The organism is Streptomyces sp. HP-A2021, from assembly GCF_022807935.1.
Classification (GTDB): Bacteria; Actinomycetota; Actinomycetes; order Streptomycetales; family Streptomycetaceae; genus Streptomyces; species Streptomyces afghaniensis.
The window spans coordinates 3,944,920-3,965,836 of record NZ_CP094344.1; the positions used below are offsets into that span (position 1 = coordinate 3,944,920).

22 protein-coding genes and 1 pseudogene are annotated in these 20,917 nt (G+C 72.0%); 7 read left to right on the forward strand and 16 right to left on the reverse strand.

All coding sequences use genetic code 11. The features are described 5' to 3' along the window. The first annotated feature begins 11 nt into the window (after positions 1 to 11). Complete coding sequence (locus tag MQE23_RS17685) at positions 12 to 542, forward strand: hypothetical protein (RefSeq protein WP_020276757.1); 531 nt, start codon at positions 12 to 14, stop codon at positions 540 to 542. Here MQE23_RS17685 and MQE23_RS17690 read toward each other — a convergent pair. The 4 genes from MQE23_RS17690 to tsaB are packed head-to-tail and all read right to left on the reverse strand — an operon-like array spanning position 493 to position 3,026. Beyond that, the gene (locus tag MQE23_RS17690) at positions 493 to 750 is read right to left on the reverse strand and encodes a hypothetical protein (protein ID WP_243379589.1); all 258 of its coding nucleotides are present in this window, start codon (positions 748 to 750) and stop codon (positions 493 to 495) included. The two genes, MQE23_RS17685 and MQE23_RS17690, sit on opposite strands and share 50 nt — an antisense overlap. After that, positions 747 to 1,853, reverse strand: a complete 1,107-nt coding sequence (tsaD, locus tag MQE23_RS17695) for a tRNA (adenosine(37)-N6)-threonylcarbamoyltransferase complex transferase subunit TsaD (RefSeq protein WP_020276755.1) — start codon at positions 1,851 to 1,853, stop codon at positions 747 to 749. Before tsaD ends, MQE23_RS17690 begins: the two co-directional genes overlap by 4 nt. After that, positions 1,846 to 2,343, reverse strand: coding sequence for a ribosomal protein S18-alanine N-acetyltransferase (gene rimI, locus MQE23_RS17700; RefSeq protein ID WP_037673319.1), 498 nt, complete (start codon positions 2,341 to 2,343; stop codon positions 1,846 to 1,848). Before rimI ends, tsaD begins: the two co-directional genes overlap by 8 nt. A 29-nt stretch (positions 2,344 to 2,372) precedes the next feature. Continuing rightward, the gene (gene tsaB / locus MQE23_RS17705) at positions 2,373 to 3,026 is read right to left on the reverse strand and encodes a tRNA (adenosine(37)-N6)-threonylcarbamoyltransferase complex dimerization subunit type 1 TsaB (RefSeq protein WP_037672652.1); all 654 of its coding nucleotides are present in this window, start codon (positions 3,024 to 3,026) and stop codon (positions 2,373 to 2,375) included. A 137-nt stretch (positions 3,027 to 3,163) separates the two neighbouring features. Between tsaB and MQE23_RS17710 the strand changes: the two genes are divergently transcribed. Beyond that, positions 3,164 to 3,721 (forward strand): hypothetical protein, encoded by a 558-nt coding sequence (locus tag MQE23_RS17710; protein WP_243379590.1) that lies wholly within the window; start codon positions 3,164 to 3,166, stop codon positions 3,719 to 3,721. Here the strand turns inward: MQE23_RS17710 and MQE23_RS17715 are convergent. The 6 genes and pseudogenes from MQE23_RS17715 to MQE23_RS17740 all read right to left on the reverse strand — a co-directional run bounded on the left by MQE23_RS17715 (position 3,718) and on the right by MQE23_RS17740 (position 9,491). Continuing rightward, a complete protein-coding gene (locus MQE23_RS17715; protein ID WP_020276259.1) occupies positions 3,718 to 3,894 on the reverse strand; it encodes a hypothetical protein in 177 nt (58 codons plus the stop codon). The genes MQE23_RS17710 and MQE23_RS17715 overlap by 4 nt on opposite strands. A gap of 142 nt (positions 3,895 to 4,036) precedes the next feature. Next, positions 4,037 to 4,555 (reverse strand): tRNA (adenosine(37)-N6)-threonylcarbamoyltransferase complex ATPase subunit type 1 TsaE, encoded by a 519-nt coding sequence (gene tsaE, locus MQE23_RS17720; RefSeq protein WP_020276260.1) that lies wholly within the window; start codon positions 4,553 to 4,555, stop codon positions 4,037 to 4,039. Then, the gene (locus tag MQE23_RS17725; RefSeq protein ID WP_020276261.1) at positions 4,524 to 5,780 is read right to left on the reverse strand and encodes an alpha/beta hydrolase; all 1,257 of its coding nucleotides are present in this window, start codon (positions 5,778 to 5,780) and stop codon (positions 4,524 to 4,526) included. Before MQE23_RS17725 ends, tsaE begins: the two co-directional genes overlap by 32 nt. Before the next feature lie 110 nt (positions 5,781 to 5,890). Beyond that, positions 5,891 to 7,060, reverse strand: a complete 1,170-nt coding sequence (gene alr, locus MQE23_RS17730) for an alanine racemase (protein WP_020276262.1) — start codon at positions 7,058 to 7,060, stop codon at positions 5,891 to 5,893. 60 nt (positions 7,061 to 7,120) lie between these two features. Then, positions 7,121 to 7,811, reverse strand: a pseudogene (locus MQE23_RS17735) (L,D-transpeptidase). 216 nt (positions 7,812 to 8,027) lie between these two features. Further along, a complete protein-coding gene (locus MQE23_RS17740) occupies positions 8,028 to 9,491 on the reverse strand; it encodes an NAD(P)H-hydrate dehydratase (RefSeq protein WP_243379591.1) in 1,464 nt (487 codons plus the stop codon). A 160-nt stretch (positions 9,492 to 9,651) separates the two neighbouring features. Between MQE23_RS17740 and MQE23_RS17745 the strand changes: the two genes are divergently transcribed. Continuing rightward, on the forward strand, positions 9,652 to 10,806 hold the full coding sequence (locus tag MQE23_RS17745; protein ID WP_037672665.1) for a hypothetical protein: 1,155 nt from the start codon (positions 9,652 to 9,654) through the stop codon (positions 10,804 to 10,806). Between the two features lie 43 nt (positions 10,807 to 10,849). On the opposite strand, the gene MQE23_RS17750 is transcribed toward MQE23_RS17745, so the two are convergent. Both MQE23_RS17750 and MQE23_RS17755 read right to left on the reverse strand, forming a co-directional pair. Beyond that, complete coding sequence (locus MQE23_RS17750; RefSeq protein ID WP_243379592.1) at positions 10,850 to 11,854, reverse strand: BtrH N-terminal domain-containing protein; 1,005 nt, start codon at positions 11,852 to 11,854, stop codon at positions 10,850 to 10,852. A gap of 40 nt (positions 11,855 to 11,894) precedes the next feature. Further along, positions 11,895 to 12,266, reverse strand: coding sequence for a holo-ACP synthase (locus MQE23_RS17755; protein ID WP_086601633.1), 372 nt, complete (start codon positions 12,264 to 12,266; stop codon positions 11,895 to 11,897). A 65-nt stretch (positions 12,267 to 12,331) separates the two neighbouring features. Between MQE23_RS17755 and MQE23_RS17760 the strand changes: the two genes are divergently transcribed. Both MQE23_RS17760 and MQE23_RS17765 read left to right on the forward strand, forming a co-directional pair. Further along, positions 12,332 to 12,997: an ankyrin repeat domain-containing protein gene (locus tag MQE23_RS17760; protein WP_243379593.1), complete on the forward strand. Its 666-nt coding sequence runs from the start codon at positions 12,332 to 12,334 to the stop codon at positions 12,995 to 12,997. 91 nt (positions 12,998 to 13,088) lie between these two features. Beyond that, positions 13,089 to 13,436, forward strand: a complete 348-nt coding sequence (locus MQE23_RS17765) for a hypothetical protein (RefSeq protein WP_086565406.1) — start codon at positions 13,089 to 13,091, stop codon at positions 13,434 to 13,436. Positions 13,437 to 13,493: 57 nt separating this feature from the next. Here MQE23_RS17765 and glmS read toward each other — a convergent pair whose 3' ends face one another. The 3 genes from glmS to MQE23_RS17780 form a co-directional block, all read right to left on the reverse strand. Then, complete coding sequence (gene glmS / locus MQE23_RS17770; protein ID WP_037672669.1) at positions 13,494 to 15,341, reverse strand: glutamine--fructose-6-phosphate transaminase (isomerizing); 1,848 nt, start codon at positions 15,339 to 15,341, stop codon at positions 13,494 to 13,496. Between the two features lie 97 nt (positions 15,342 to 15,438). Continuing rightward, a complete protein-coding gene (locus MQE23_RS17775; RefSeq protein WP_243379594.1) occupies positions 15,439 to 16,251 on the reverse strand; it encodes an ABC transporter permease in 813 nt (270 codons plus the stop codon). Next, on the reverse strand, positions 16,248 to 17,255 hold the full coding sequence (locus tag MQE23_RS17780; protein WP_243379595.1) for an ATP-binding cassette domain-containing protein: 1,008 nt from the start codon (positions 17,253 to 17,255) through the stop codon (positions 16,248 to 16,250). The genes MQE23_RS17775 and MQE23_RS17780 overlap by 4 nt, the downstream gene beginning before the upstream one ends. A gap of 173 nt (positions 17,256 to 17,428) precedes the next feature. Between MQE23_RS17780 and coaA the strand changes: the two genes are divergently transcribed. Together coaA and MQE23_RS17790 are read left to right on the forward strand one after the other, a co-directional pair. Further along, positions 17,429 to 18,418, forward strand: coding sequence for a type I pantothenate kinase (gene coaA, locus MQE23_RS17785; protein WP_020276273.1), 990 nt, complete (start codon positions 17,429 to 17,431; stop codon positions 18,416 to 18,418). 32 nt (positions 18,419 to 18,450) lie between these two features. Further along, positions 18,451 to 19,383, forward strand: coding sequence for a DUF389 domain-containing protein (locus tag MQE23_RS17790; RefSeq protein ID WP_020276274.1), 933 nt, complete (start codon positions 18,451 to 18,453; stop codon positions 19,381 to 19,383). Between the two features lie 95 nt (positions 19,384 to 19,478). On the opposite strand, the gene glmM is transcribed toward MQE23_RS17790, so the two are convergent. Beyond that, positions 19,479 to 20,837: a phosphoglucosamine mutase gene (gene glmM / locus MQE23_RS17795; protein ID WP_020276275.1), complete on the reverse strand. Its 1,359-nt coding sequence runs from the start codon at positions 20,835 to 20,837 to the stop codon at positions 19,479 to 19,481. Positions 20,838 to 20,917: the final 80 nt, after the last annotated feature.

Consider the following 20,917-nt stretch of genomic DNA (forward strand, 5'->3'; position numbering starts at 1 on the left):
TGCGGGGGCGCATGGACAGGCTGGTGCACCACGAACTGCGGGCCGTCGTCTCGGTCCTGGCCGCCATGGCCGTCGCCCTGACGACCGTGGGCCTGGTCCACGGCTTCTCCGCACCGTCCGAACCCGGCCGGCTGGGACTCTACGCCGCCGCCGTGCTCGCCTGGATCCTGGTGTGGACGCTCCTCAAGGCCACCAGGATCAAGTGGTTCAGCGAGGTACGGGACTTCGAGAAGGCGGTCCCCGTCGAGGAGTCCGGCGCGGTCCTGCCCACCGAGCGCTTCCTGCGGGACCAGCCGTTCAGCCCGCGCCTCTTCGTGCTGTATCTGCTGTTCGCCGTGCCCCTGTCCCTGTGGGAACCGTGGGCGGTCCTGCTGCCCCTGTGGTCGGCCCTGGACTCGCTGGGCAAGGCCGCTGTGGTCGCACACTGGGAGCGCGGGCACGGCCTGCTGCTGTGGCGGGGCCACGTCGCGAGCAGGCCGTGGGAGCTGTCGGTCAGCCGGCGTCCACCGACTCGAACCGCCACCGGTGCACGGCCCGTGTGACCAACTCCCCGCCTGGCTCCGGCAGTTCCGGCAACTCGGCGTCGTACGGGGCGTCCCACCAGGTGATGACGAGGACCCGGTCCTGGGGAGCGCGCAGGGTCTCGCGGCGCAGGGGTTCGCCGGGGAGCTCCTGCGCCCGTGCCCAGGCCAGCAGGTCCTCGCCCCGGCCGGGCACCGCCCGCGCCTCCCACATCAGGGCGACCGTCACGAGTAGAGGTTCTCCTTGCTGATCTCGTGCACATGGTCGTGGCCGTGGTGGTGGCCCGGGACGTGCGGCTCCGTCACGGGCAGCGAGGAGTCCGCCGGCAGGTCCCAGTCCGACGCGGCCCGGTTGCGGGCCACCATCTCGGCGCCGAGCGCGGCGACCATCGCGCCGTTGTCCGTGCACAGCTTGGGCCGCGGCACCCGCAGCCGGATCCCGGCCGCCTCGCAGCGCTCCTGGGCCAGGGCGCGCAGCCGGGAGTTGGCGGCCACCCCGCCGCCGATCATCAGGTGGTCGACGCCCTCGTCCTTGCAGGCCCGGACGGCCTTGCGGGTCAGCACGTCCACGACCGCCTCCTGGAAGGAGGCCGCCACGTCCCGCACCGGCACCTCCTCCCCCGCCGCCCGCTTCGCCTCGATCCAGCGGGCCACGGCCGTCTTCAGCCCGGAGAAGGAGAAGTCGTAGGCCGGGTCGCGCGGACCGGTCAGACCGCGCGGGAAGGCGATCGCGTCCGGGTCGCCCTCGCGTGCGTACCGGTCGATGACCGGGCCGCCCGGGAAGCCCAGGTTCAGCACGCGGGCGATCTTGTCGAAGGCCTCACCGGCCGCGTCGTCGATGGTCGCGCCCATCGGGCGGACGTCGGAGGTGATGTCCGAGGACAGCAGCAGCGAGGAGTGGCCGCCGGACACCAGCAGCGCCATGGTCGGCTCGGGCAGCGCGCCGTGCTCCAGCTGGTCGACGCAGATGTGCGAGGCGAGGTGGTTGACGCCGTACAGGGGCTTGCCGAGCGCGTAGGCGTAGGCCTTCGCCGCCGAGACGCCGACCAGCAGGGCACCGGCGAGGCCGGGACCGGCGGTGACGGCGATGCCGTCGAGGTCGCGGGCGCTGACTCCCGCTTCCTTCAGCGCGCGGTCGATGGTCGGGACCATCGCCTCCAGGTGCGCCCGGGAGGCGACCTCGGGCACGACACCGCCGAACCGGGCGTGTTCGTCGACGCTGGAGGCGACGGCGTCGGCGAGCAGCGTGGTGCCGCGGACGATGCCGACACCGGTCTCGTCGCAGGAGGTCTCGATGCCGAGAACGAGAGGCTCGTCGCGTGAGTCAGTCATTGATCTGGGTTCCTTGTACGGGAGCCGAACCCGCGGCGGAGCCGCTGTCGGGTTTCGTGGTCAGTCGCATCACCAGGGCGTCCACGTTCCCCGGCTGGTAGTAGCCGCGCCTGAAGCCGATGGCCTCGAAGCCGAAGCGCTCGTACAGCTTCTGCGCGCGGACGTTGTCCACCCGGCACTCCAGCATCACTTCGGCGCACTCGAAGGCGGTCGCGGCCCGCAGCAGTTCGGTGAGGAGCCGGCCGCCCAGCCCCGTCCCCCAGTACTCCCGGGTGACGGCGATGGTCTGGATGTCGGCCTGCTCGCCGGAGGAGGCGACACCGGCGTACCCGACGATCCGCTCCCCCGCCTCGGCCACGAGGTACTTCCGGGTCGCCTCCGGCCCGCGCGCATGGGCCAGCTCGGACCAGAACATGCCCCGCGACCAGGCGTCGTCGGGGAACAGGTCCCGCTCCAGCTCCAGCACGGGGTCGATGTCCCACCAGCGCATCTCGCGCAGCACACACGTCTCGGACCCGGTCACTTGGGGGTGACCACCTTGTAGTTCTTGGGGACCTGGGCATCGGGGCGGCGCAGATACAGCGGCCGGGGCGCGGGGAGTTCCGCGCCCGCCGCCAGCTTCTCCGCTGCCAGCCGGGCGAGCGCGGCGGCGGACACGTGCTCGGGTTCGTGGGCCTGGGGGAAGGTGTCCGGGTACAGCAGCGCGCCCGCGCCGACCGCGGGCAGGCCCGCGACCTGCTCGGCGATGTCGGCGGGCCGGTCGACCGCCGGGTCGGTGACGCGGGTGCGGGAGTCGGCGTAGCGCGCCCAGTACACCTCCTTGCGGCGGGCGTCGGTCGCCACCACGAACGGGCCCTCGAGGTCGGCGGCGTAGGCGAGACCGTCCAGCGTGCACACGCCGTGCACGGGGACGCCGAGTGCGAGCCCGAAGGTCTCGGCGGTCATCAGACCGACGCGCAGTCCGGTGTACGGGCCCGGACCGATGCCGGCGACGACCCCGGTGACGGCGTCGAGCTTCAGACCGGCGTCGGCGAGCACCCGGTCGATCGCGGGCAGCAGCAGCTCCCCGTGCCGGCGCGCGTCCACCTGACTCGACGAGGCGATGACGTCCCGGCCGTCGTGCAGCGCGACGGTGACGGCGGGTGTGGCGGTATCCAGAGCGAGCAAGAGCACGCAAACAGCCTACGGCTCCCCGGGGCCCGTGTCGGACGTACCTGTCGAGCCGTCACCTGCTGCTACCGTCACCTTCCGTCACGGCGCGGCAGGCGCACCGTGCACGACAGGGACGTACGACGCGGAGGTGGACGCCGGTGGCAGTCAGCAGCTCGGGGATCGTGGCCGGGCTCACCGCCGCGGCCCTCGCGACGGTCGGCTACCTCGCCCACCAGGCGGCCCAGACCCTCCCGGCCGGCCTGGGCCGGGCGCACGCGGGCGCCGCGCCGTCCGCCGACGCTTCGAAGGCGCCGCCCCGGACCAGGAAGGACCCCGCCCCGCTGCCCGTCGGATCCGGTGAGGGCGCACGGGTCGTGTACTCCCTGCGCGGCGACCGGGTGTGGCTGGTCGGCGCGGACGAGGTGATCACCCGCACGTTCGAGGTGGCCCCGAGCGCGGTGGACCCGGCCCCGGGCAATTACGCGGTCACGTCCCGCTCGAACGCGGTCACCGGCTCCGACGGTGTCCCCGTCGAGCACGTCGTGCGCTTCACTACCGTGGGCGGCGTGGTGATCGGCTTCAGCGCGGCCGTGGACGGCTCGACCGCCGCACCGGCCACGAAGGTACGCACGGGCGGCATCCGCGAGTCACGCGCGGACGGCGAGGCCATGTGGACGTTCGCGACGATCGGCCGCAAGGTCGTGGTCGTCCCCTAGGCCGCTTCGCGGTGGTCGGCCAAGGGCTCGACCGGCTCGGCGAGCTCCGGCTCGGGAGCCCGCGGTGGCGTGGAGATCAGCGCCGCCGCCTCGCCCGCCGCCAGCAGGTCACGCATGGACACCCCGGCGACCGCGAACGGCAGCGGCCGCCCCTTGCTCTCTGTAGCCGACATGGACGCCTCCCGAAGGCGGGGCGGACGTAGTTAGGTACACCTAACTACGGACTGGGTACCATGTGACCACGCACAAGACGCCGAACGCAACATTTTGCCGACGCCTTGTCGGAACGTTCATCAAAACACCACGCGCCGGGAGCTACGCCGCGAGCACGCTCAGGTCCGCCGACGCCCAGCGTTCCCCCACACCGGTGATCGTCATCTGCCGGACCTCGTCGGTCGTGTCGCCCACCGCGCGGTGGATCACCACCTGGAGCCGGTCCTCGGTCAGCTCCTCGACCTTGCCCTCGCCCCACTCCACGACGACCACGGACTCGGGCAGCGAGACGTCGAGATCGAGGTCCTCCATCTCGTCCAGCCCGCCGGACAGCCGGTAGGCGTCGACATGGACCAGCGGCGGCCCGTCACCGAGCGAGGGGTGCACCCGGGCGATCACGAACGTCGGCGAGGTGACGGCCCCGCGCACGCCGAGCCCCTCGCCCAGCCCACGCGCCAGTGTCGTCTTGCCCGCCCCGAGCTCTCCGCTGAGCATCACCAGGTCACCGGCGCGCAGCAGTTTCGCGAGCCGGCGACCCAGCTCCCGCATCTGCTCGGGGGACGTGACGACGATCTGGACGGACCCGGGCTCAGCCGGGCTGTGCGGTGCTGCTGCTTCCATAGCCCTTCACGGTAGCCCCTGCAGGCACGGCACCCGTGCGGGTGAGCAGGTCGGCGAGGCGGTCGGTGACCACTTCCGGGTGTTCCAGCATCACCAGGTGCCCCGCGTCCGGCACCAGCACCAGCTCGGCGTCCGGCAGCAGATCGGCGATGGCCTCGCTGTGCTCACTCGGCGTGACCAGGTCCTGCACCCCGGCCAGGACCAGGACCGGCATGTCGGCGAAGTGGGCGAGCGCCTCGGTCTTGTCGTGGTCGTTGAACGCCGGGTAGTACTCGGCGACCACGTCGATGGGCGTGCTCTCGATCATCCGCTCGGCGAACCGGGCGACGGCCGGGTCGACGTCCCGGGACGCGAACGAGTACCGCTTGATGACCCCGGCGAACAGGTCCGCGGTGGCCCGGCGCCCCTTCTCCACCAGCTCGGCCCGCTGCCCCATCACCTTCAGCACACCGGGCAGCACCCGCCGCACCGCGTTGACCCCGGCCACCGGAAGCCCGTAGTTGACCTCGCCGAGCCGCCCCGAGGACGTCCCCACGAAGGCCACCCCGACGACCCGCTCCCGGACCAGCTCGGGGTACTGGTCGGCCAGCGCCATCACCGTCATGCCGCCCATCGAGTGGCCGACCAGCACGATCGGCCCCTCGGGCGCGGCCGCGTCGATGACGGCCTTCAGGTCGCGGCCCAGCTGCTCGATCGTGACCGGCTCGTCCCGCCCCTGGGCCACGCCCCGTCCGGACCGGCCGTGGCTGCGCTGGTCCCAGTGGACGGTCCGTACGACACCTCGGAGCGCCGCCCGCTGGAAGTGCCAGGAGTCCTGGCTGAGGCAGTAGCCGTGGCTGAAGACGACGGTGACGGGGGCGGGGGCCTTGCGGCCGAAGAGCCGGCGGCGGCGCGGGCCGATGGCGGCGGGGGCGGCCTCCGGGTCGAGGTCGTCGACCTCGTAGTACAGCTCCGTGCCGTCGTCGGCGAACGCTTTGCCGGGCATGCCGCGCAGCGAGCCGTAGGGTCCCGCGGAGTCGAGGGCGAGCCGGGCCTTCTGGCGCATGCCCCGGCCGACCGTCATCCGCTCCAGGGCGACACCGGCGGCCGCGCCCGCGGCCACCACGCCTATCGCGACACCGGCGATGCCGGTCGCCCGGCGCCAGCCTCCCGCCGCCCCCGCGGCGGAGGCCGCGACGGCCGCGGTGGCGGCGTTCGCGACGACCTCCGCACTGCTCTCGCTCACGTACCGCTCCTCTTCGCCGGGCTGCTGCCGATGCTCGTGGTGATGGTGATGGTGGTGCTGGTGTTGTCAGGGTGCCTGTTGTTCTGCGCGTGACCGGTCCTCTGTGCGAGTTACCCGTCCTGTTCCTCATTCACATAGACGCGAGGAACGCGCGTTCCGATCCGGGTCACGATCTCGTAGGCGATGGTTCCGGCCGCCTGGGCCCAGTCCTCGGCGGTGGGCTCGCCGCGGTCCCCGGGACCGAAGAGCACCGCCTCGGCGCCCGGCGCGGGCTCGTCGCCGCCCAGGTCGACCACGAACTGGTCCATGGCGACCCGCCCCGCGATCGTGCGCCACTTGCCCTCGACCAGGACCGGCCCGGCCGAGGAGGCGTGCCGTGGGATGCCGTCGGCGTAGCCCAGCGGGACGAGGCCGAGGGTGGTCTCGCCGGGCGTCACGTACCGGTGGCCGTAGCTGACGCCGTGCCCGCCCGGCACGTGCTTGACCAGGGCGAGCGAGGCGGACAGCGTCATCACCGGGCGCAGCCCGAAGTCGGCCGGGGTGCCCAGCTCGGGGCTGGGCGAGATGCCGTAGGTGGCGATGCCGGCGCGGACCAGGTCGAAGTGGCTCTCGGGCAGCGTGAGCGTGGCCGGCGAGTTGGCGATGTGCCGGACCTCGGGGCGGGCGCCCCGCTCCTCGGCGTACGCGACCATCTCCCGGAAGCGGCCGAGCTGGGCGGCGATGGAGGGGTGGCCGGGCTCGTCGGCACAGGCGAAGTGCGACCACAGCCCCGTCACGCGCAGGACCCCCTCGGCCTCGGCGCGCAGCGCCTCCCGGACCAGATCGGCCCAGTCCTCACCGGGCTGGCAGCCGCCCCGCCCGAGCCCGGTGTCGGCCTTGAGCTGCACGCGCGCGGACCGGTCCGCCCGCCGGGCGGCCTCGGTGACCTCCCGCAGGGCCCACATCCCGCTGACGGACACGTCGACGTCCGCCTCGATCGCCTCGCGCCAGGGCCCGCCCGGCGTCCACAGCCAGCACATGATCCGGCCCGGCAGCCCGGCGGCCCGCAGGGCGAGGGCCTCCTCGGGCGTCGCAGTGCCCAGCCAGTCCGCTCCCGCGGCGACGGCCGCGCGAGCACACGGCACGGCCCCGTGGCCGTACGCCTCGGACTTCACCACGGCCATCAGGGCAGCACCCGGCGCGTGGGCACGCAGCGCCCGCACATTGGCCCGCAGGGCGGCCAGGTCGATCTCCGCGCGGGCCCGCAGGGGCGCGGTCCGCGGGGCTGTTCTCTCGCTCATCGCGCCCAGTGTCTCAGAGGGGCCCGGCCCGCCCGAGGCAGCGGCCCCCGACGGCAACCGCTACGTCCCGGGCCTGCGCCCCCACACGAACACCCGGTCACCCTTCTTCAGCACGCTCCACAGCCACCGCGCGGCGGGGACGGAGAGATTGACGCAGCCCATGGAGCCGACGGTGGTGTGGAGGCCGCCGTAGACGCCGTGGAAGGCCTGCCCGCCGCTGAAGAACTGGGCGTACGGCATGGGCGTGTTGTACAGCGTCGACCAGTGACAGGTACTGCATCCGGCCCCACGTCACGGGCCCGGCGAACCCAATGGCCGGTTTGATCCCCTGCCGCACCTGGAACGCCCGGATGACCCGGCAGTCGGCCGCCGACTGCACCCCGCCCGCCCTCAGCCCCGGCCACCGCTCGACCTGCCGCTGATACGGCCCGGCCTTCCCGGTACAGCTCACCCGCGCGACCGCCTCCCCCAACGGCACGTACTCGACGAGCGCGTACGTCCCCTCCACCGCCCTCCGCGGCTCGACGGCCTCCTCCTCGGCCGACGGTGTGTACACCAGCGGCGGCAGCGCCTGGTCGGGCGTGTCGACGGACCAGGGCTGCGCGGGCCCCGGCGCGACGCCCGGGACGAGCTCGCCGAGGGGGCCGGGAGCGGGCGGTACGGGAGCGGCACCGGCGATTCCGACGGGCAGCGCGGTGACAGCGGCGAGCAGGAGGGCGAGGGCGCGCCCGGCGGTGCGCCTGCTGGTCATGTGATCAGAGAAACGGGGTGGTGGGGGCGGCCCGGGGTTGCCGCGCGGCGTGGGTCACCCAGACGCATCAGCCGTATGTCAGCCCGTCCGGCGCTTGAGGACGAGGCCGTCCAGGCCGAAGCGGGGGCCCGGGGGCGGCAGCCCCCGGACCGGGACGGGAAGGGAGGAGGGGGCGACCCACCGCCACAGCAACCCCCACTGCCCCCTCCCTCTCACTCAGCCGAGAACGTTGCGCCACGCCTCCGAAACCGCCTCCGCCACGTCATGCGCCCCCACCGGCGCCCCGTCCGCCGCCAGCCTCCCGGCCAGCCCGTGCACATACGCCGCCACACTCCCCGCGTCCACCGCCGAAAGACCCGCCGCCAGCAACGACCCCGCGAGCCCCGACAGCACGTCCCCACTCCCCGCCGTGGCCAGCCAGGACGTCCCCGTCGGATTCACCCGCACCGCGCCGCCCCCCGAGTCGGCGACCAAGGTCGTGGACCCCTTCAGCAGCACGGTCGCCCCGTACCGCCCGGCCAGCTCCCGAGCCGCCGCCAGCCGACCGCCCTCGACCTCCGCCCGGTCGACCCCGAGCAGGGCCGCCGCCTCCCCGGCATGCGGCGTCATCAGCGTCGGCGCCCGCCGCGCCCGTACGACCCCCGCCTCGGCCAGCCGCAACCCGTCCGCGTCGACCAGCACCGGGACATCTGCCGCCAGCACCTCCCCCACCGTCGCCGCGTCGTCCCCGGCCCCCGGCCCTACGACCCACGCCTGCACCCGCCCGGCGTGCTTCGGCCCCTGGTCGGACACGAGCGTCTCGGGGAACCGCGTGATGACGGCGTCCCCGGCCGGCCCGACGTACCGCACGGCCCCGGCCCCGCCCCGCAGCGCACCGGCGACGGCGAGCACGGCGGCCCCGGGGTAGCGCGCGGACCCGGCGGCGATGCCGACGACACCCCGCCGGTACTTGTCGCTCTCGGCCCGCGGCACCGGCAGCAACTCCGCCACGTCCGCGTGCTGCAACGCCTCCAGCTCCGGCTCGACCGGCAGATCGAGACCGATGTCGACCAGCCGCACCGACCCCGCGTACTCCCGCGCCGGATCGATCAGCAGCCCCGGCTTGTGCGTACCGAACGTCACCGTCAGATCGGCCCGGACCGCGACGCCGCGCACCTCCCCGGTGTCGGCGTCGACCCCGCTCGGCAGATCGACGGCGACGACGGCGCCCCGCGACCGCCGGGCGGCGGCGGCCAGCGGCACCGCGTCCGGCCGCAGCCCGCCCTTCCCGCCGATCCCGACGATGCCGTCGACGACGAGGTCCGCCCGCTCGACCAGTTCCTCGACGCCCTGCGCGCCCCCGCCGGCACCTTCATCAGCGCCACCGGCGCTCACGACCCGCCCCCCGGCACGCCGCAGCGCCGCGAGTCCCCCGGCGTGAACCCGCTCCGGCGCGAGCAGCACCGCCGTGACACCGGCCCCCCGCCGGGCAAGCCGGGCCCCGGCGTACAACGCGTCGCCCCCGTTGTCGCCGCTCCCGACCAGCAGCACGACCCTGCTCCCGTACACCCGCCCCAGCAGGTCGGCGCAGGCCGCGGCGAGTCCGGCGGCGGCGCGTTGCATCAGCGCCCCCTCCGGCAGCCGCGCCATCAGCTCCCGTTCGGCGGTCCTGACCGTCTCCACGCTGTACGCACTACGCATGCGGTCGAGTTTCCCGTACGACCGCCCGGCCACTCCCCCGTATCTCCCGCAACTCCGAAGCGTGTCGCATCCATTGACGCTTTGCCTGCCCTTTGCCAGACTCACCGGCCGCGCAGAAAGCGCTTGCACACCCCCCACATTCGACGAATCCGAGGCCACCATGGGACGCAGAGCCGCATTCCTCGCCGCCGCCGGTGCCACCGCTGTCCTCACCGCCGCCGGCACGCTGACCGCCCCCGCCACCGCCGCCCCGACCCGGGCGGCGGCCTGCGGGGACGGCTCCTACCAGGCCGAGGCGGTGCAGAACGGCAGCAACTGGACCGCCCGGCGCGGCAGCAGCACCGTCTACACCGGCACCGACATGCGCGCCGCCGTCCAGGCAGCCGTCAACAGCCTCACCTCGGGCCGCACGTCGAAGGAGCGGGTCGTGGTCCGCGGCTCGGGCTCGGTCTCGGCAGGCTCACGCATCTCGCTCCCGAGCTACACCGTCCTCGACGTCTGCGGCACCATCAACGTCACCGGCAGCGGCTCCGGCGACCAGGCGCCGGTCTACTCCCGCGGCACCCGCGACGTGGAGGTCCAGAACCTCAAGCTCACCGGCACCCCGCTCTACGGCATCTTCATGCGCAACGTCCAGAACGTCGTGCTCGGCCAGATAGACATGCGCCTCTCCCGCGGCCTGGGCATCCGCATCGACAACCGCGGCGACACCAGCCAGTGGACGCGCAACGTCCGCATCGACAGCGTCTACGTCTCCGGCGCGTCCAGCCACGCCGTCGAGACCTACGGCGTCGACGGCATCACCATCGGCACGGTCACCGCCCGCAACGTCGGCGAGTCCGGCCTGCTGCTCAACCAGACGATCAACGCGAGCGTCACCAAGGTGGACGCGGAGAACGCCGGCACCGGCACCGGCTACGCGGCCTTCCGCATGGCCAACCGCAACGGCCGGGTCGGCAGCGGCTACCCGACCAACATCCGGGTCGGCGAGGTCATCGCGCGCGGCGGCGGACGCGGGGTGTTCTGCGTCTCGGAGAGCGGCGGAGCGACGATCAACAAGGTGACGATCTCCAACACCGGCAACAACTCCGTCCTGATCGAGAACTGCTACAACGTCAACCTCGCGGCGCAGAGCGGCACGATCTCGGGCGGCGGCGAACTGCGCCTGGCCGCCCGCTCGGAGTTCCCGAACAACAAGGACATCACCATCCAGAACCTGACGGTCACCAACTCGGCCATCAGGGAGAGCCCGTGCGGTGAGAACACGACGTTCCGCAACCTCACACGGGTGAACAGCAGCCAGTCGATCTGCTGACGCCCGCGCCGGCGAAGCCCGCGCGCCCGTGAAGCCCTCGCCGTCATCCGGCGGGGGCTTCACCACGCAGGCGGCTCAGCGATTCCATGGCTTCGCGTTCGATGCGCGCGATGTCGCGGAGGACGGTGCCTGCCCGTGCGAGGCACTGCTCGTCGCCCGACTCGCCGGCGTTCGTGATGAGCGCCGCGACCTCCGTCCACAAGCCGGCCGCTTCCGAGTACAGCCTGTGGCCGGTGCGCAGATGGCCGCTGTCGACCACCTGGGCGCATTCGGCGAGGAAGTCACGGTAGAGGTTGCGGAACAGTGCACCGCCGGTGCCGGCCTTCTCCATCAGCAGGGCCGCCTGCGGCAGGTCCCGTCGGGGAGCGTCGGTGCGCTGGAGCCAGCCGGGGACGAGCTTCCCGGCCTTCTCGATGCCTCGGTGGCCGAGGTTGGCGATGGGCGGGTCGAGGAAGGCGTCGGCGCATTCGGTGATGGCCGGAATGATCCGGCTCTCCAGGGAGGGCACCTTCCCGGCGGCGGTGAGCGTGAAGGACCGGTGCCTGGCGGTCATCGGCCCGCGCGCGGCCCGGGCCCGGGCGAGGCTGTTCAGGCCGGTGGACACGGCTCCGCCCTGCTGGTCGGTGTCCACCAGGTGGGCGTCGTGCTCGTCGTAGCCGTACAGGGCGACGATGTGACCGCCGAAGTGCACCTTCGTGGAGAAGTAGTCCAGGTGGTAGCTGTCGAGCTGGAGCCCGACGGGCCGGCCGGCGTCGATGGCGGTCGCCACGTTCTCCCACGCCTTGCGGGCGGAGCCGGTCTCCTGCACCACGAGCTCCAGCCCCAGCCCGGCGGCCAGGTTCCTGGTGAGCTCGAAGGGCTTGACGCGCCCGCCGAGGAAGGGGAAGTCCATGTTCTTGCTGTCCCAGTAGATGAAGGACAGTCCGGCCCCGAGGCCGAAGAGCATGGGCTCGGACAGATCGAGTCCCTGGTGCCGCAGCAGCACCCCCAGAGCCGACGTCTCGCAGTGCTGCGTACCGCGAGGGTCGACGCCCTTCACCGTGACCATGTGCCCTCCTGGTCCATGTCGCGACTCCCCGGCCTCCGGCTCACCCCTCCGCGATCACCACGGCCGAGGCGACACCCGCGTCATGGCTCAGGGACACGTGCCAGGACCGCACCCCGAGCTCGGCGGCCCGCGCGGCCACGGTCCCGGTCACCCGCAGCCACGGCTGCCCACTGTCCTCGACACACACCTCGGCATCGGTCCACAGCAGCCCGGCCGGAGCCCCGAGCGCCTTGGCCAGGGCCTCCTTGGCGGCGAACCGGGCAGCCAGGGAGGCGACCCCCCGGCGCTCCCCACTGGGCAGCAACAACTCCCGCTCCACGAACAGCCGTCCGGCCAACGCGGGCGTACGCTCCAGCGACGCCGCGAACCGATCGATCTCGGCGACGTCGATCCCGACCCCGATGATGCTCATGCGCAGCACCCTACGGTGAGACCCGCGCCGCCACCGGTCTCGACGGCGTCACTAGCATGATCAGCATGGAATGGGACGGCCTCACCGACCGCGAGCGCTACGGCGACTGGTACCTGAAGGAGCGGGACCGGTTCTCGGACCTGGCCCGGGACGCCGACTGGGACGGCCTGTTCGGGGAGCTGGTGAAGAATCCCGAGCGGGTCAATCTCGCCCGCCCCGGGAACCGCAGCGGGTTCGCCCCGCTGCACCAGGCCGCCTGGCACGGCGCCACGATCGCGGTCGTCTCCCGGCTGATCGCGCACGGCGCCTGGCGCACGCAGCGCACCCGGGACGGACGGCGCCCGGTGGACATCGCGCGGGAGCGGGGTCACACGCACCTGCTGGAGCTTCTGGAGCCGGTCGCGATGCGGCAACTCCCCGCTCCCTCCGAAGCGTTGGAGCGCCACTTCCACGCGATGCTGCGGGAGCGCACCGGCAGCTGCTTCGACGAGATCGAGCACCTCCTGCCGCCGCTGTCCCCCCTGACGGAGGGTGCGGACGTGCGGATCTTCTTCCGGGTGGTCGGCATGATGGGCGGCTTCCACTACCGCCTTCACGCGGACATCGTGCACGTGCACGGCAGCTCGCGGATGGACGGCGACAACGGGGACTTCTACCAGGTGACCCCCGACGGCTGGACCAAGCTCCCCTACAGCCCCAAGCCGCCTCCGCCCTGGAACTACCCGTACTGAACCCCCGATCTTGAACTCCCCCTCCCCCTTGTACAGTTCGCGATGACCGCGATGTGCAAACGGCATCGCACAACGGGAGGAACGCACCACCATGAAGTTCAAGTCGCTGGGAACCGCGGCCACTTCGATAGCTCTCTTCGCAACGGCCCTCACCGGCACCGTCGCGACCGCCGGTACCGCCGCAGCGGCCCCGCCGAAGGACTGCAGCAAGGCGATCGTCAACGTCAAGGCCAAGGAGACCGTCAAGGTCCGGACCTCGCCGAAGACGTCCGCCACCGCCCTCGGCATCTGGGGCAAGGGCAAGCGCGGCGGGATCTGCAACGACGGCAAGGCCTACAAGGGCGGTTCGTACACGGCCTGCGGCAAGAAGAGCAACATGTGGTACTACGGCGGCGACAAGGTCAACGGCTGGGTCCCGAAGACCTGCATCAACTGGTGATCACCCGGCCGACCGGCTGAAGAGGGGCGAACGGCAGTCGGCCGTTCGCCCCTTTCCTCACTCCACCGTCACCGACTTCGCCAGGTTCCGAGGCTGATCCACCTCGTTCCCGCGAGCCGTCGCCAGCTCGCACGCGAACACCTGGAGCGGCACCGCCGCCACGAGCGGCTGGAGCAGGGTCGGCGTGGCCGGCACCCGGATCAGGTGGTCCGCGTACGGCACCACCGCCTCGTCCCCCTCCTCCGCGATGACGATCGTCCGCGCACCCCGCGCCCGGATCTCCTGGATGTTCGACACGATCTTGTCGTGCAGCACGGACCGCCCGCGCGGCGACGGCACCACGACGACCACCGGCAGATCCTCCTCGATCAAGGCGATCGGCCCGTGCTTCAACTCCCCCGCCGCGAACCCCTCGGCGTGCATGTACGCCAGCTCCTTGAGCTTCAGCGCGCCCTCCAGCGCCACCGGATATCCCACATGGCGGCCGAGGAACAGCACCGTGTTCTTCGAGGCGAGCGTGCGCGCCAGCTCCCGCACCGGCTCCATCGTGCCCAGCACCTGTTCCACCGCACCGGCGATCGAGGACAGGTCGCGGATCACCGCCCGGATCTCGTCGCCCCACTTGGTCCCCCGCACCTGGCCCAGATACAGGGCGACCAGGTAGCACGCGACGAGCTGCGTCAGGAACGCCTTGGTGGAGGCGACGGCCACCTCGGGACCGGCATGCGTGTACAGCACCGCGTCCGACTCGCGCGGGATCGTCGAGCCGTTGGTGTTGCAGATCGCCAGCACCTTGGAGCCCTGCTCGCGGGCATGCCGCAGCGCCATGAGCGTGTCCATGGTCTCGCCGGACTGGGAGATGGCGATGACGAGGGTCTGCGCGTCCAGGATCGGATCCCGGTACCGGAACTCACTGGCCAGTTCCACCTCGCACGGCAGGCGCGTCCAGTGCTCGATGGCGTACTTGGCGATCATCCCGGCGTGGAAGGCCGTACCGCAGGCGACGATGACGACCTTGTCGATCTCCCGCAGCACCCCCGCGGGGATCCGCACCTCGTCCAGGCTCAGCGAACCGGAGCCGTCGATCCGGCCCAGCAGCGTGTCGGCGACCGCCTTGGGCTGCTCGGCGATCTCCTTGAGCATGAAGTAGTCGTAGCCCCCCTTTTCCGCGGCCGACGCGTCCCAGTCGACGTGGTACGAGCGGACATCGGCCGGGCGGCCGTCGAAGCCCGTCACCGTCACGCCGTCCCGGCGCAGCTCCACCACCTGGTCCTGGCCCAGCTCGATCGCCGACCGTGTGTGGGCGATGAACGCGGCGACGTCCGAGGCGAGAAAGGCCTCACCCTCTCCGACGCCCACCACCAGCGGCGAGTTCCGCCGCGCGCCCACCACCACGTCCGGCTCGTCGGCGTGCACCGCGACCAGCGTGAACGCGCCCTCCAGCCGCCGGCACACCAGCCGCATCGCCTCGGCGAGGTCCGCGCACGACGAGAACTCCTCGGCGAGCAGATGCGCGACGACCTCGGTGTCGGTCTCGGAGGCCAGCTCGTGCCCCCGCTCCTCCAACTCGGCCCGCAGCAGGGCGAAGTTCTCGATGATGCCGTTGTGCACCACCGCGACCCGTCCCGCGTTGTCGATGTGCGGGTGGGCGTTGGCGTCGGTCGGGCCGCCGTGTGTGGCCCACCGGGTGTGTCCGATGCCCGTCGTGCCGGCCGGGAGCGGCCGACCGTCCAGTTCCTTCTCCAGGTTGAGGAGCTTGCCGGCCTTCTTCCCCGTCGCCAGCCCGCCGTCGGCCAGCACGGCGACGCCCGCCGAGTCGTACCCCCGGTACTCCAGCCGCTTCAGCCCGGCCATCACGACCTCGAGCGCCGACTGCGGCCCCACGTATCCCACGATTCCACACATGGGCGGCAGCTTAGGGTCGTTTTCCGCGCCGAACCGGCCGCAGCGTGCCCGAAATCGGAAATTCCCACCGGGGTACGAACAGCTCGGTCCTCTGCCCTCAGACCTTCGCCCGATACGCCCTCATGGCCAGCGGATAGAACACGAGCGCGATCCCCGCCGCCCACACCAGCGACCACAGCACCGGCTCCGCCACCGCCCCGCCGAGCAGCAGCCCGCGGAAGGCGTCGGACAGGTGCGTGACCGGGTTGACGTCGCTCCACGCCTGGAGCCAGCCCGGCATGGTGTCGACGACGACGAAGGCGCTGCTGGTGAAGGTGATCGGGAAGATGAGGGTGAAGGCGAAGGCCTGCACCTTCTCCGCGTCACCGGCCAGCATCCCGATCAGTACGGCGCTCCACGACACGGCCGCGGCGAACACCACCACGAGCAGCAGCCCGAGCAGGAACCCGCCGAAGCCGCCGGTCACTCGGAAGCCGAGGGCGAGCCCGAGGCCGATCATCAGCAGCATCGCCCAGACATGCTTCGCGAGGTCGGCGGTGATCCGCCCGATCAGCGGGGCCGAGCGCGCGATGGGGAGGCTGCGCAGCCGGTCGAAGACGCCCTTGGTGAGGTCGGTGTTGAGCGCCATGGCCGTGTACATCGTCATGAACAGGGTGTTCTGCACGATGATCCCGGGCAGCGCGTACTTCAGATACGCCTCCGGCGATCCGGCCATCTGCCCGCCCAGCACGTAGGTGAACAGGAACACGAACATGATCGGCGTGATGCTGTAGTCGACCAGTTCGAGCGGGTTGTGCTTGACGGCGACCAGGCTCCGCCAGGCCATCGTGAAGGTCTGCCGCACCCCCGCGAGGGGCGGCACGCGGCCCGACGCGGTGACCGGCGCGGTGATGGTGGTGGTGGCGGTCATGCCCGGCTCACCGCCTTCTCCAGCGTGTCGTCGTCCCGGTCGGCCGCACCGCCGTTCTGCTCTGGAGCGCCCGGTTCGGCCCGGTGGCCGGTCAGGGCGAGGAAGACCTCGTCGAGCGAGGAGCGGCGCAGGGCCAGCTCGCCCACCGCGATCCCCTCCCCGTCCAGCGCGCGCACGACGGCCGGCATCAGCTCGGGGTCCTTCACCGGCGCGGTGATCCTCTCGCCGTCGATCCTGGCCTCCGGGCCAGCGGCGGCGGCCACCAGCGCGTGCGCCCGTGTGAGGTCCTGCCCGAGGATCGGCCGGAGCTCCAGCACCTGGCCGCCGACCTGGGCCTTCAGCTGGTCCGGCGCGCCCTCGGCGATCACCCGGCCCTTGTCGATCACCACGATGTCGTCGGCGAGCACATCGGCCTCGTTCAGATACTGCGTGGTCAGCAGGGCGGTCGCACCGTCCGCGACCAGGCCGCGCAGCAGGTCCCACAGCTCACCGCGGCTGTGGGGGTCCAGGCCCGTGGTCGGCTCGTCGAGGAAGAGGATGCTGGGCCGCCCCACCAGGCTGGCCGCGAGGTCCAGGCGCCGGCGCATGCCTCCCGAGTAGGTCTTCGTGGCCCGGCCGGCCGCGTGCGTCAGCTGGAAGCGCTCCAGCAGTTCCCCGGCCCGCGCCTTCGCCTCCCGTCTCGGCAGCCCCAGCAGCCTGCCGATGAGCAGCAGGTTCTCCGTGCCGGTCAGGTTCTCGTCGACCGCCGCGTACTGCCCGGTCAGCCCGACCGTGGCCCGCACGACCCCGGCCTCCCGGACCACGTCGTGGCCGGCCACCCGGGCCCTGCCCCCGTCCGGGCGGAGCAGCGTCGCGAAGATCCGCACCGCGGTCGTCTTCCCCGCACCGTTGGGGCCCAGCAGCCCGAGCACCGTGCCCTTTCGGGCCGCCAGGTCGACACCGGCCAGCGCCTCGGTCTCCTTGAACCGTTTGACCAGGCCTTCCGCCTCTATCGCATACGTCATGGGTCACCCCTCGGCGTTCCTGGACCCCGGCCCGGGCCCACCTCTCCCACAACTGTGACGCACACCACTGACATTCCTCCCTTTGGCCGCTTTTCTCCCATACAGGAGAAGCCGAGGACGCTGCGTGACGGATCCCACCTCACCGTCCGTTCGTACGCCCGTAACAATGGACTGTGATCTCTCCGGTCTCCTCGATACCCCGGAGCGCCCACCGGCAGCGGCCGGAGGCGACTCCCTACGTCGACCTCACCCGAGCCGAGTGGAGCGCGTTGCGCGACAAGACGCCGCTGCCGCTGACGGCCGAGGAGGTCGAGAAGCTGCGCGGTCTCGGCGATGTCATCGACCTCGACGAGGTGCGGGACATCTACCTCCCGCTGTCCAGACTTCTCAACCTCTACGTCGGTGCCACGGACGGCCTCAGAGGCGCGCTCAACACGTTCCTGGGCGAGCAGGGCTCCCAGTCCGGCACCCCGTTCGTCATAGGAGTCGCCGGCTCGGTCGCCGTGGGCAAGTCGACGGTCGCCCGGCTCCTCCAGGCCCTGCTCTCGCGCTGGCCGGAACACCCGCGCGTCGAGCTGGTCACCACCGACGGCTTCCTGCTCCCCACCAAGGAGCTCCAGTCCCGCGGCCTGATGTCGCGGAAGGGATTCCCCGAGTCCTACGACCGCCGCGCGCTGACCCGCTTCGTCGCCGACATCAAGGCCGGCAAGGACGAGGTCACGGCCCCCGTCTACTCCCACCTGATCTACGACATCGTCCCCGACAGGAAGCTCACGGTCCGCCGCCCCGACATCCTGATCGTCGAGGGCCTGAACGTCCTGCAGCCCGCCCTCCCCGGCAAGGACGGCCGCACCCGGGTCGGCCTCGCCGACTACTTCGACTTCAGCGTCTACGTCGACGCCCGTGTCGAGGACATCGAGCGCTGGTACCTCAACCGCTTCCGCAAGCTGCGCGCGACCGCCTTCCAGAACCCGTCCTCGTACTTCCGCAAGTACACCCAGGTCTCGGAGGACGAGGCCCTCGACTACGCCCGGACGATGTGGCGCACGATCAACCAGCCCAACCTGGTCGAGAACATCGCCCCCACCCGCGGCCGCGCCACCCTCGTCCTGCGCAAGGGCCCGGACCACAAGGTGCAGCGCCTCAGCCTGCGCAAGCTGTGACGCCCGGGGCAAAGGCCGGTTAGATAGTCGCCATGCTCCACCTGCGACTGATCACACCGTCCGGGCAGACCGACGACGTGCTGCGGCTGATCGAGAAGACGGTCGGCACCACCCACCTCGTCGTGCTGCCGGACGCCGCCCGCAACCCCGCCGGGGACGTCGTGATGTGCGACGTGGCGCGGGAGGCGGGCGACGAACTGCTCACCGGCCTGCGGAAACTCGGCATCGACACCAGCGGTTCCATCGCCGTCGAGACCATCGACCTGTCACTGTCGGAGCGGGCCGAGCAGGCCGCGGCCGACGCACCCGGCGAGGGCGCCGACGCGGTCCTGTGGGAGCACCTCAGCGACGCGACGCACGAGGAGTCGACCCTCTCCGTCACCTACCTCGCGTTCATCACCCTCGCCACGATGATCGCGGCCTGCGGCGTGGTCCTGGACAACGCGATCCTGATCGTGGGCGCCATGGCGGTCGGCCCGGAGTTCGGCCCGCTCGCCGGTATCTGCACCGCCGTCGTCCGCCGCAGAGCCCGCCTGGCCCTGCGCTGCGCGATCGCCCTCCTGGTGGGCTTCGCGGTGGCCATGGCGGTGACGGTCGGCTTCAGCCTCTTCATGGACGGCGTCGGACTCTTCACCCAGGCCCGGTTGGATGCCGACCGCCCCAACACCGGGTTCATCTACGCCCCCGACTGGTTCTCCTTCGTCGTGGCGGTCCTGGCCGGCATCGCCGGCACGCTCTCCCTGACCTCCGCCAAGTCGGGCGCTCTGGTGGGCGTGGCCATCTCGGTGACCACGGTCCCGGCCGCCGCGAACGCCGCCGTCGCCCTCAGCTACGGCGACACGAACCAGACCTGGGGCTCCACGGAACAACTCCTGCTGAACCTGCTGGGCATCATCGTCGCCGGCACCCTGACGCTGCTGGCGCAGAGGTGGTTCTGGTCCATGCAGCGCAAGAAGACGCCGTAGGGGCAGCGTCCTCAGGGGCGCGGGGAACTGCGCGACAAGCCACACACGACCCGCAGCCCGCCCACAACAGAACCCCCCACCCCCGGGCCCGCTCCCTAGCCGAGCGCGGACTTCACCACATCGGCCAACCGCCCGGCCACAGACCGAGCCTGCTCGATATCAGCCGCCTCCACCATCACCCGCACCAACGGCTCGGTCCCCGAGGACCGCAACAACACCCGCCCGGTGGCCCCGAGCTCCCGCTCGGCGTCGGCAACCGCCGAGGACAGCTCGGCCGACGTCGTCACCCGGGACTTGTCGACATCCCGCACATTGATCAGCACCTGCGGCAGCCGCTCCATCACAGAGGCCAGCTCCCGCAGCGAACGCCCGCTCTGCGCGACCCGCGCAGCCAGCAGCAGCCCGGTCAGCGTGCCGTCGCCGGTCGTCGCGTGGTCGAGGATGATCACGTGCCCGGACTGCTCGCCCCCGAGGGCGAACCCGTGCTCCTTCATCTCCTCCAGCACGTACCGGTCGCCCACGGCGGTCTGCACGAGCCGGATGCCCTCTCGCTCCATGGCGAGCTTGAAGCCCAGGTTGGACATCACCGTCGCCACGACCGTGTCGGACCGCAGCGTGGAAGCCTCCCGCATCGCCAGGGCGAGCACGGCCAGGATCTGGTCGCCGTCCACCTCCTCGCCGGTGTGGTCCACGGCGAGGCACCGGTCGGCGTCACCGTCGTGCGCGATGCCCAGGTCGGCCCCGTGCTCGACGACCGCGGCCTTGATCTTGTCCAGGTGCGTGGAGCCGCACCCGTCGTTGATGTTGAGCCCGTCCGGCTCGGCGCCGATCGTGACGACCTCCGCGCCGGCCCGCTGGAACGCCTCGGGCGAGACCCGGTAGGCGGCGCCGTGCGCCTCGTCGAGGACGACCTTCAGCCCGTCGAGCCGGTTCGGCAGGACGCGCAGCAGATGCTCGACGTACCGGTCGGCGCCCTCCTCGGAGTCGCGCACGCGGCCCACTCCGGCCCCGGTCGGCCGGTCCCACGGGGCGCCGGTGCGGTGCTCCTCGTAGACGGACTCGATCCGGTCCTCCAGCTCGTCGGCGAGCTTGTGCCCGCCGCGGGCGAAGAACTTGACGCCGTTGTCGGGCATGGCGTTGTGGCTCGCGGAGAGCATCACACCGAGGTCGGCGCCGAGCTCTCCGGTCAGGTACGCCACCGCCGGCGTCGGCAGCACGCCGACCCGCAGGACGTCCACGCCGGCGCTGGCGAGGCCCGCGACCACGGCGGCCTCCAGGAACTCCCCGGACGCGCGCGGGTCACGTCCGACCACCGCGGTCGGCCGGTGTCCCTCGAACGTGCCCGCCTCGGCCAGTACGTGCGCCGCGGCCACGGAGAGGCCGAGGGCCATCTCCGCCGTCAGGTCCGCGTTGGCGACACCGCGCACGCCGTCCGTGCCGAAGAGTCGTCCCACTGTGGTGTCCTCCGAATTACGAGAGAGTGCGGCTCCAGTACATCCCCTGAGACCTGAAACGGTCCGGCATCCGCAGGGGT

Coding starts and splice junctions, on each gene's coding strand:
- MQE23_RS17775 (WP_243379594.1), bottom strand. CDS start 16,251: ATGACCGCCACCACCACCATCACCGCGCCGGTCACCGCGTCGGGCCGC.
- tsaD (WP_020276755.1), bottom strand. CDS start 1,853: ATGACTGACTCACGCGACGAGCCTCTCGTTCTCGGCATCGAGACCTCC.
- MQE23_RS17685 (WP_020276757.1), top strand. CDS start 12: ATGGACAGGCTGGTGCACCACGAACTGCGGGCCGTCGTCTCGGTCCTG.
- glmS (WP_037672669.1), bottom strand. CDS start 15,341: ATGTGTGGAATCGTGGGATACGTGGGGCCGCAGTCGGCGCTCGAGGTC.
- MQE23_RS17755 (WP_086601633.1), bottom strand. CDS start 12,266: ATGAGCATCATCGGGGTCGGGATCGACGTCGCCGAGATCGATCGGTTC.
- tsaE (WP_020276260.1), bottom strand. CDS start 4,555: ATGGAAGCAGCAGCACCGCACAGCCCGGCTGAGCCCGGGTCCGTCCAG.
- MQE23_RS17765 (WP_086565406.1), top strand. CDS start 13,089: ATGAAGTTCAAGTCGCTGGGAACCGCGGCCACTTCGATAGCTCTCTTC.
- alr (WP_020276262.1), bottom strand. CDS start 7,060: ATGAGCGAGAGAACAGCCCCGCGGACCGCGCCCCTGCGGGCCCGCGCG.
- MQE23_RS17750 (WP_243379592.1), bottom strand. CDS start 11,854: ATGGTCACGGTGAAGGGCGTCGACCCTCGCGGTACGCAGCACTGCGAG.
- rimI (WP_037673319.1), bottom strand. CDS start 2,343: ATGCGCTGGTGGGACATCGACCCCGTGCTGGAGCTGGAGCGGGACCTG.
- MQE23_RS17745 (WP_037672665.1), top strand. CDS start 9,652: ATGGGACGCAGAGCCGCATTCCTCGCCGCCGCCGGTGCCACCGCTGTC.
- MQE23_RS17780 (WP_243379595.1), bottom strand. CDS start 17,255: ATGACGTATGCGATAGAGGCGGAAGGCCTGGTCAAACGGTTCAAGGAG.
- MQE23_RS17790 (WP_020276274.1), top strand. CDS start 18,451: ATGCTCCACCTGCGACTGATCACACCGTCCGGGCAGACCGACGACGTG.
- MQE23_RS17740 (WP_243379591.1), bottom strand. CDS start 9,491: ATGCGTAGTGCGTACAGCGTGGAGACGGTCAGGACCGCCGAACGGGAG.
- MQE23_RS17760 (WP_243379593.1), top strand. CDS start 12,332: ATGGAATGGGACGGCCTCACCGACCGCGAGCGCTACGGCGACTGGTAC.
- MQE23_RS17715 (WP_020276259.1), bottom strand. CDS start 3,894: ATGTCGGCTACAGAGAGCAAGGGGCGGCCGCTGCCGTTCGCGGTCGCC.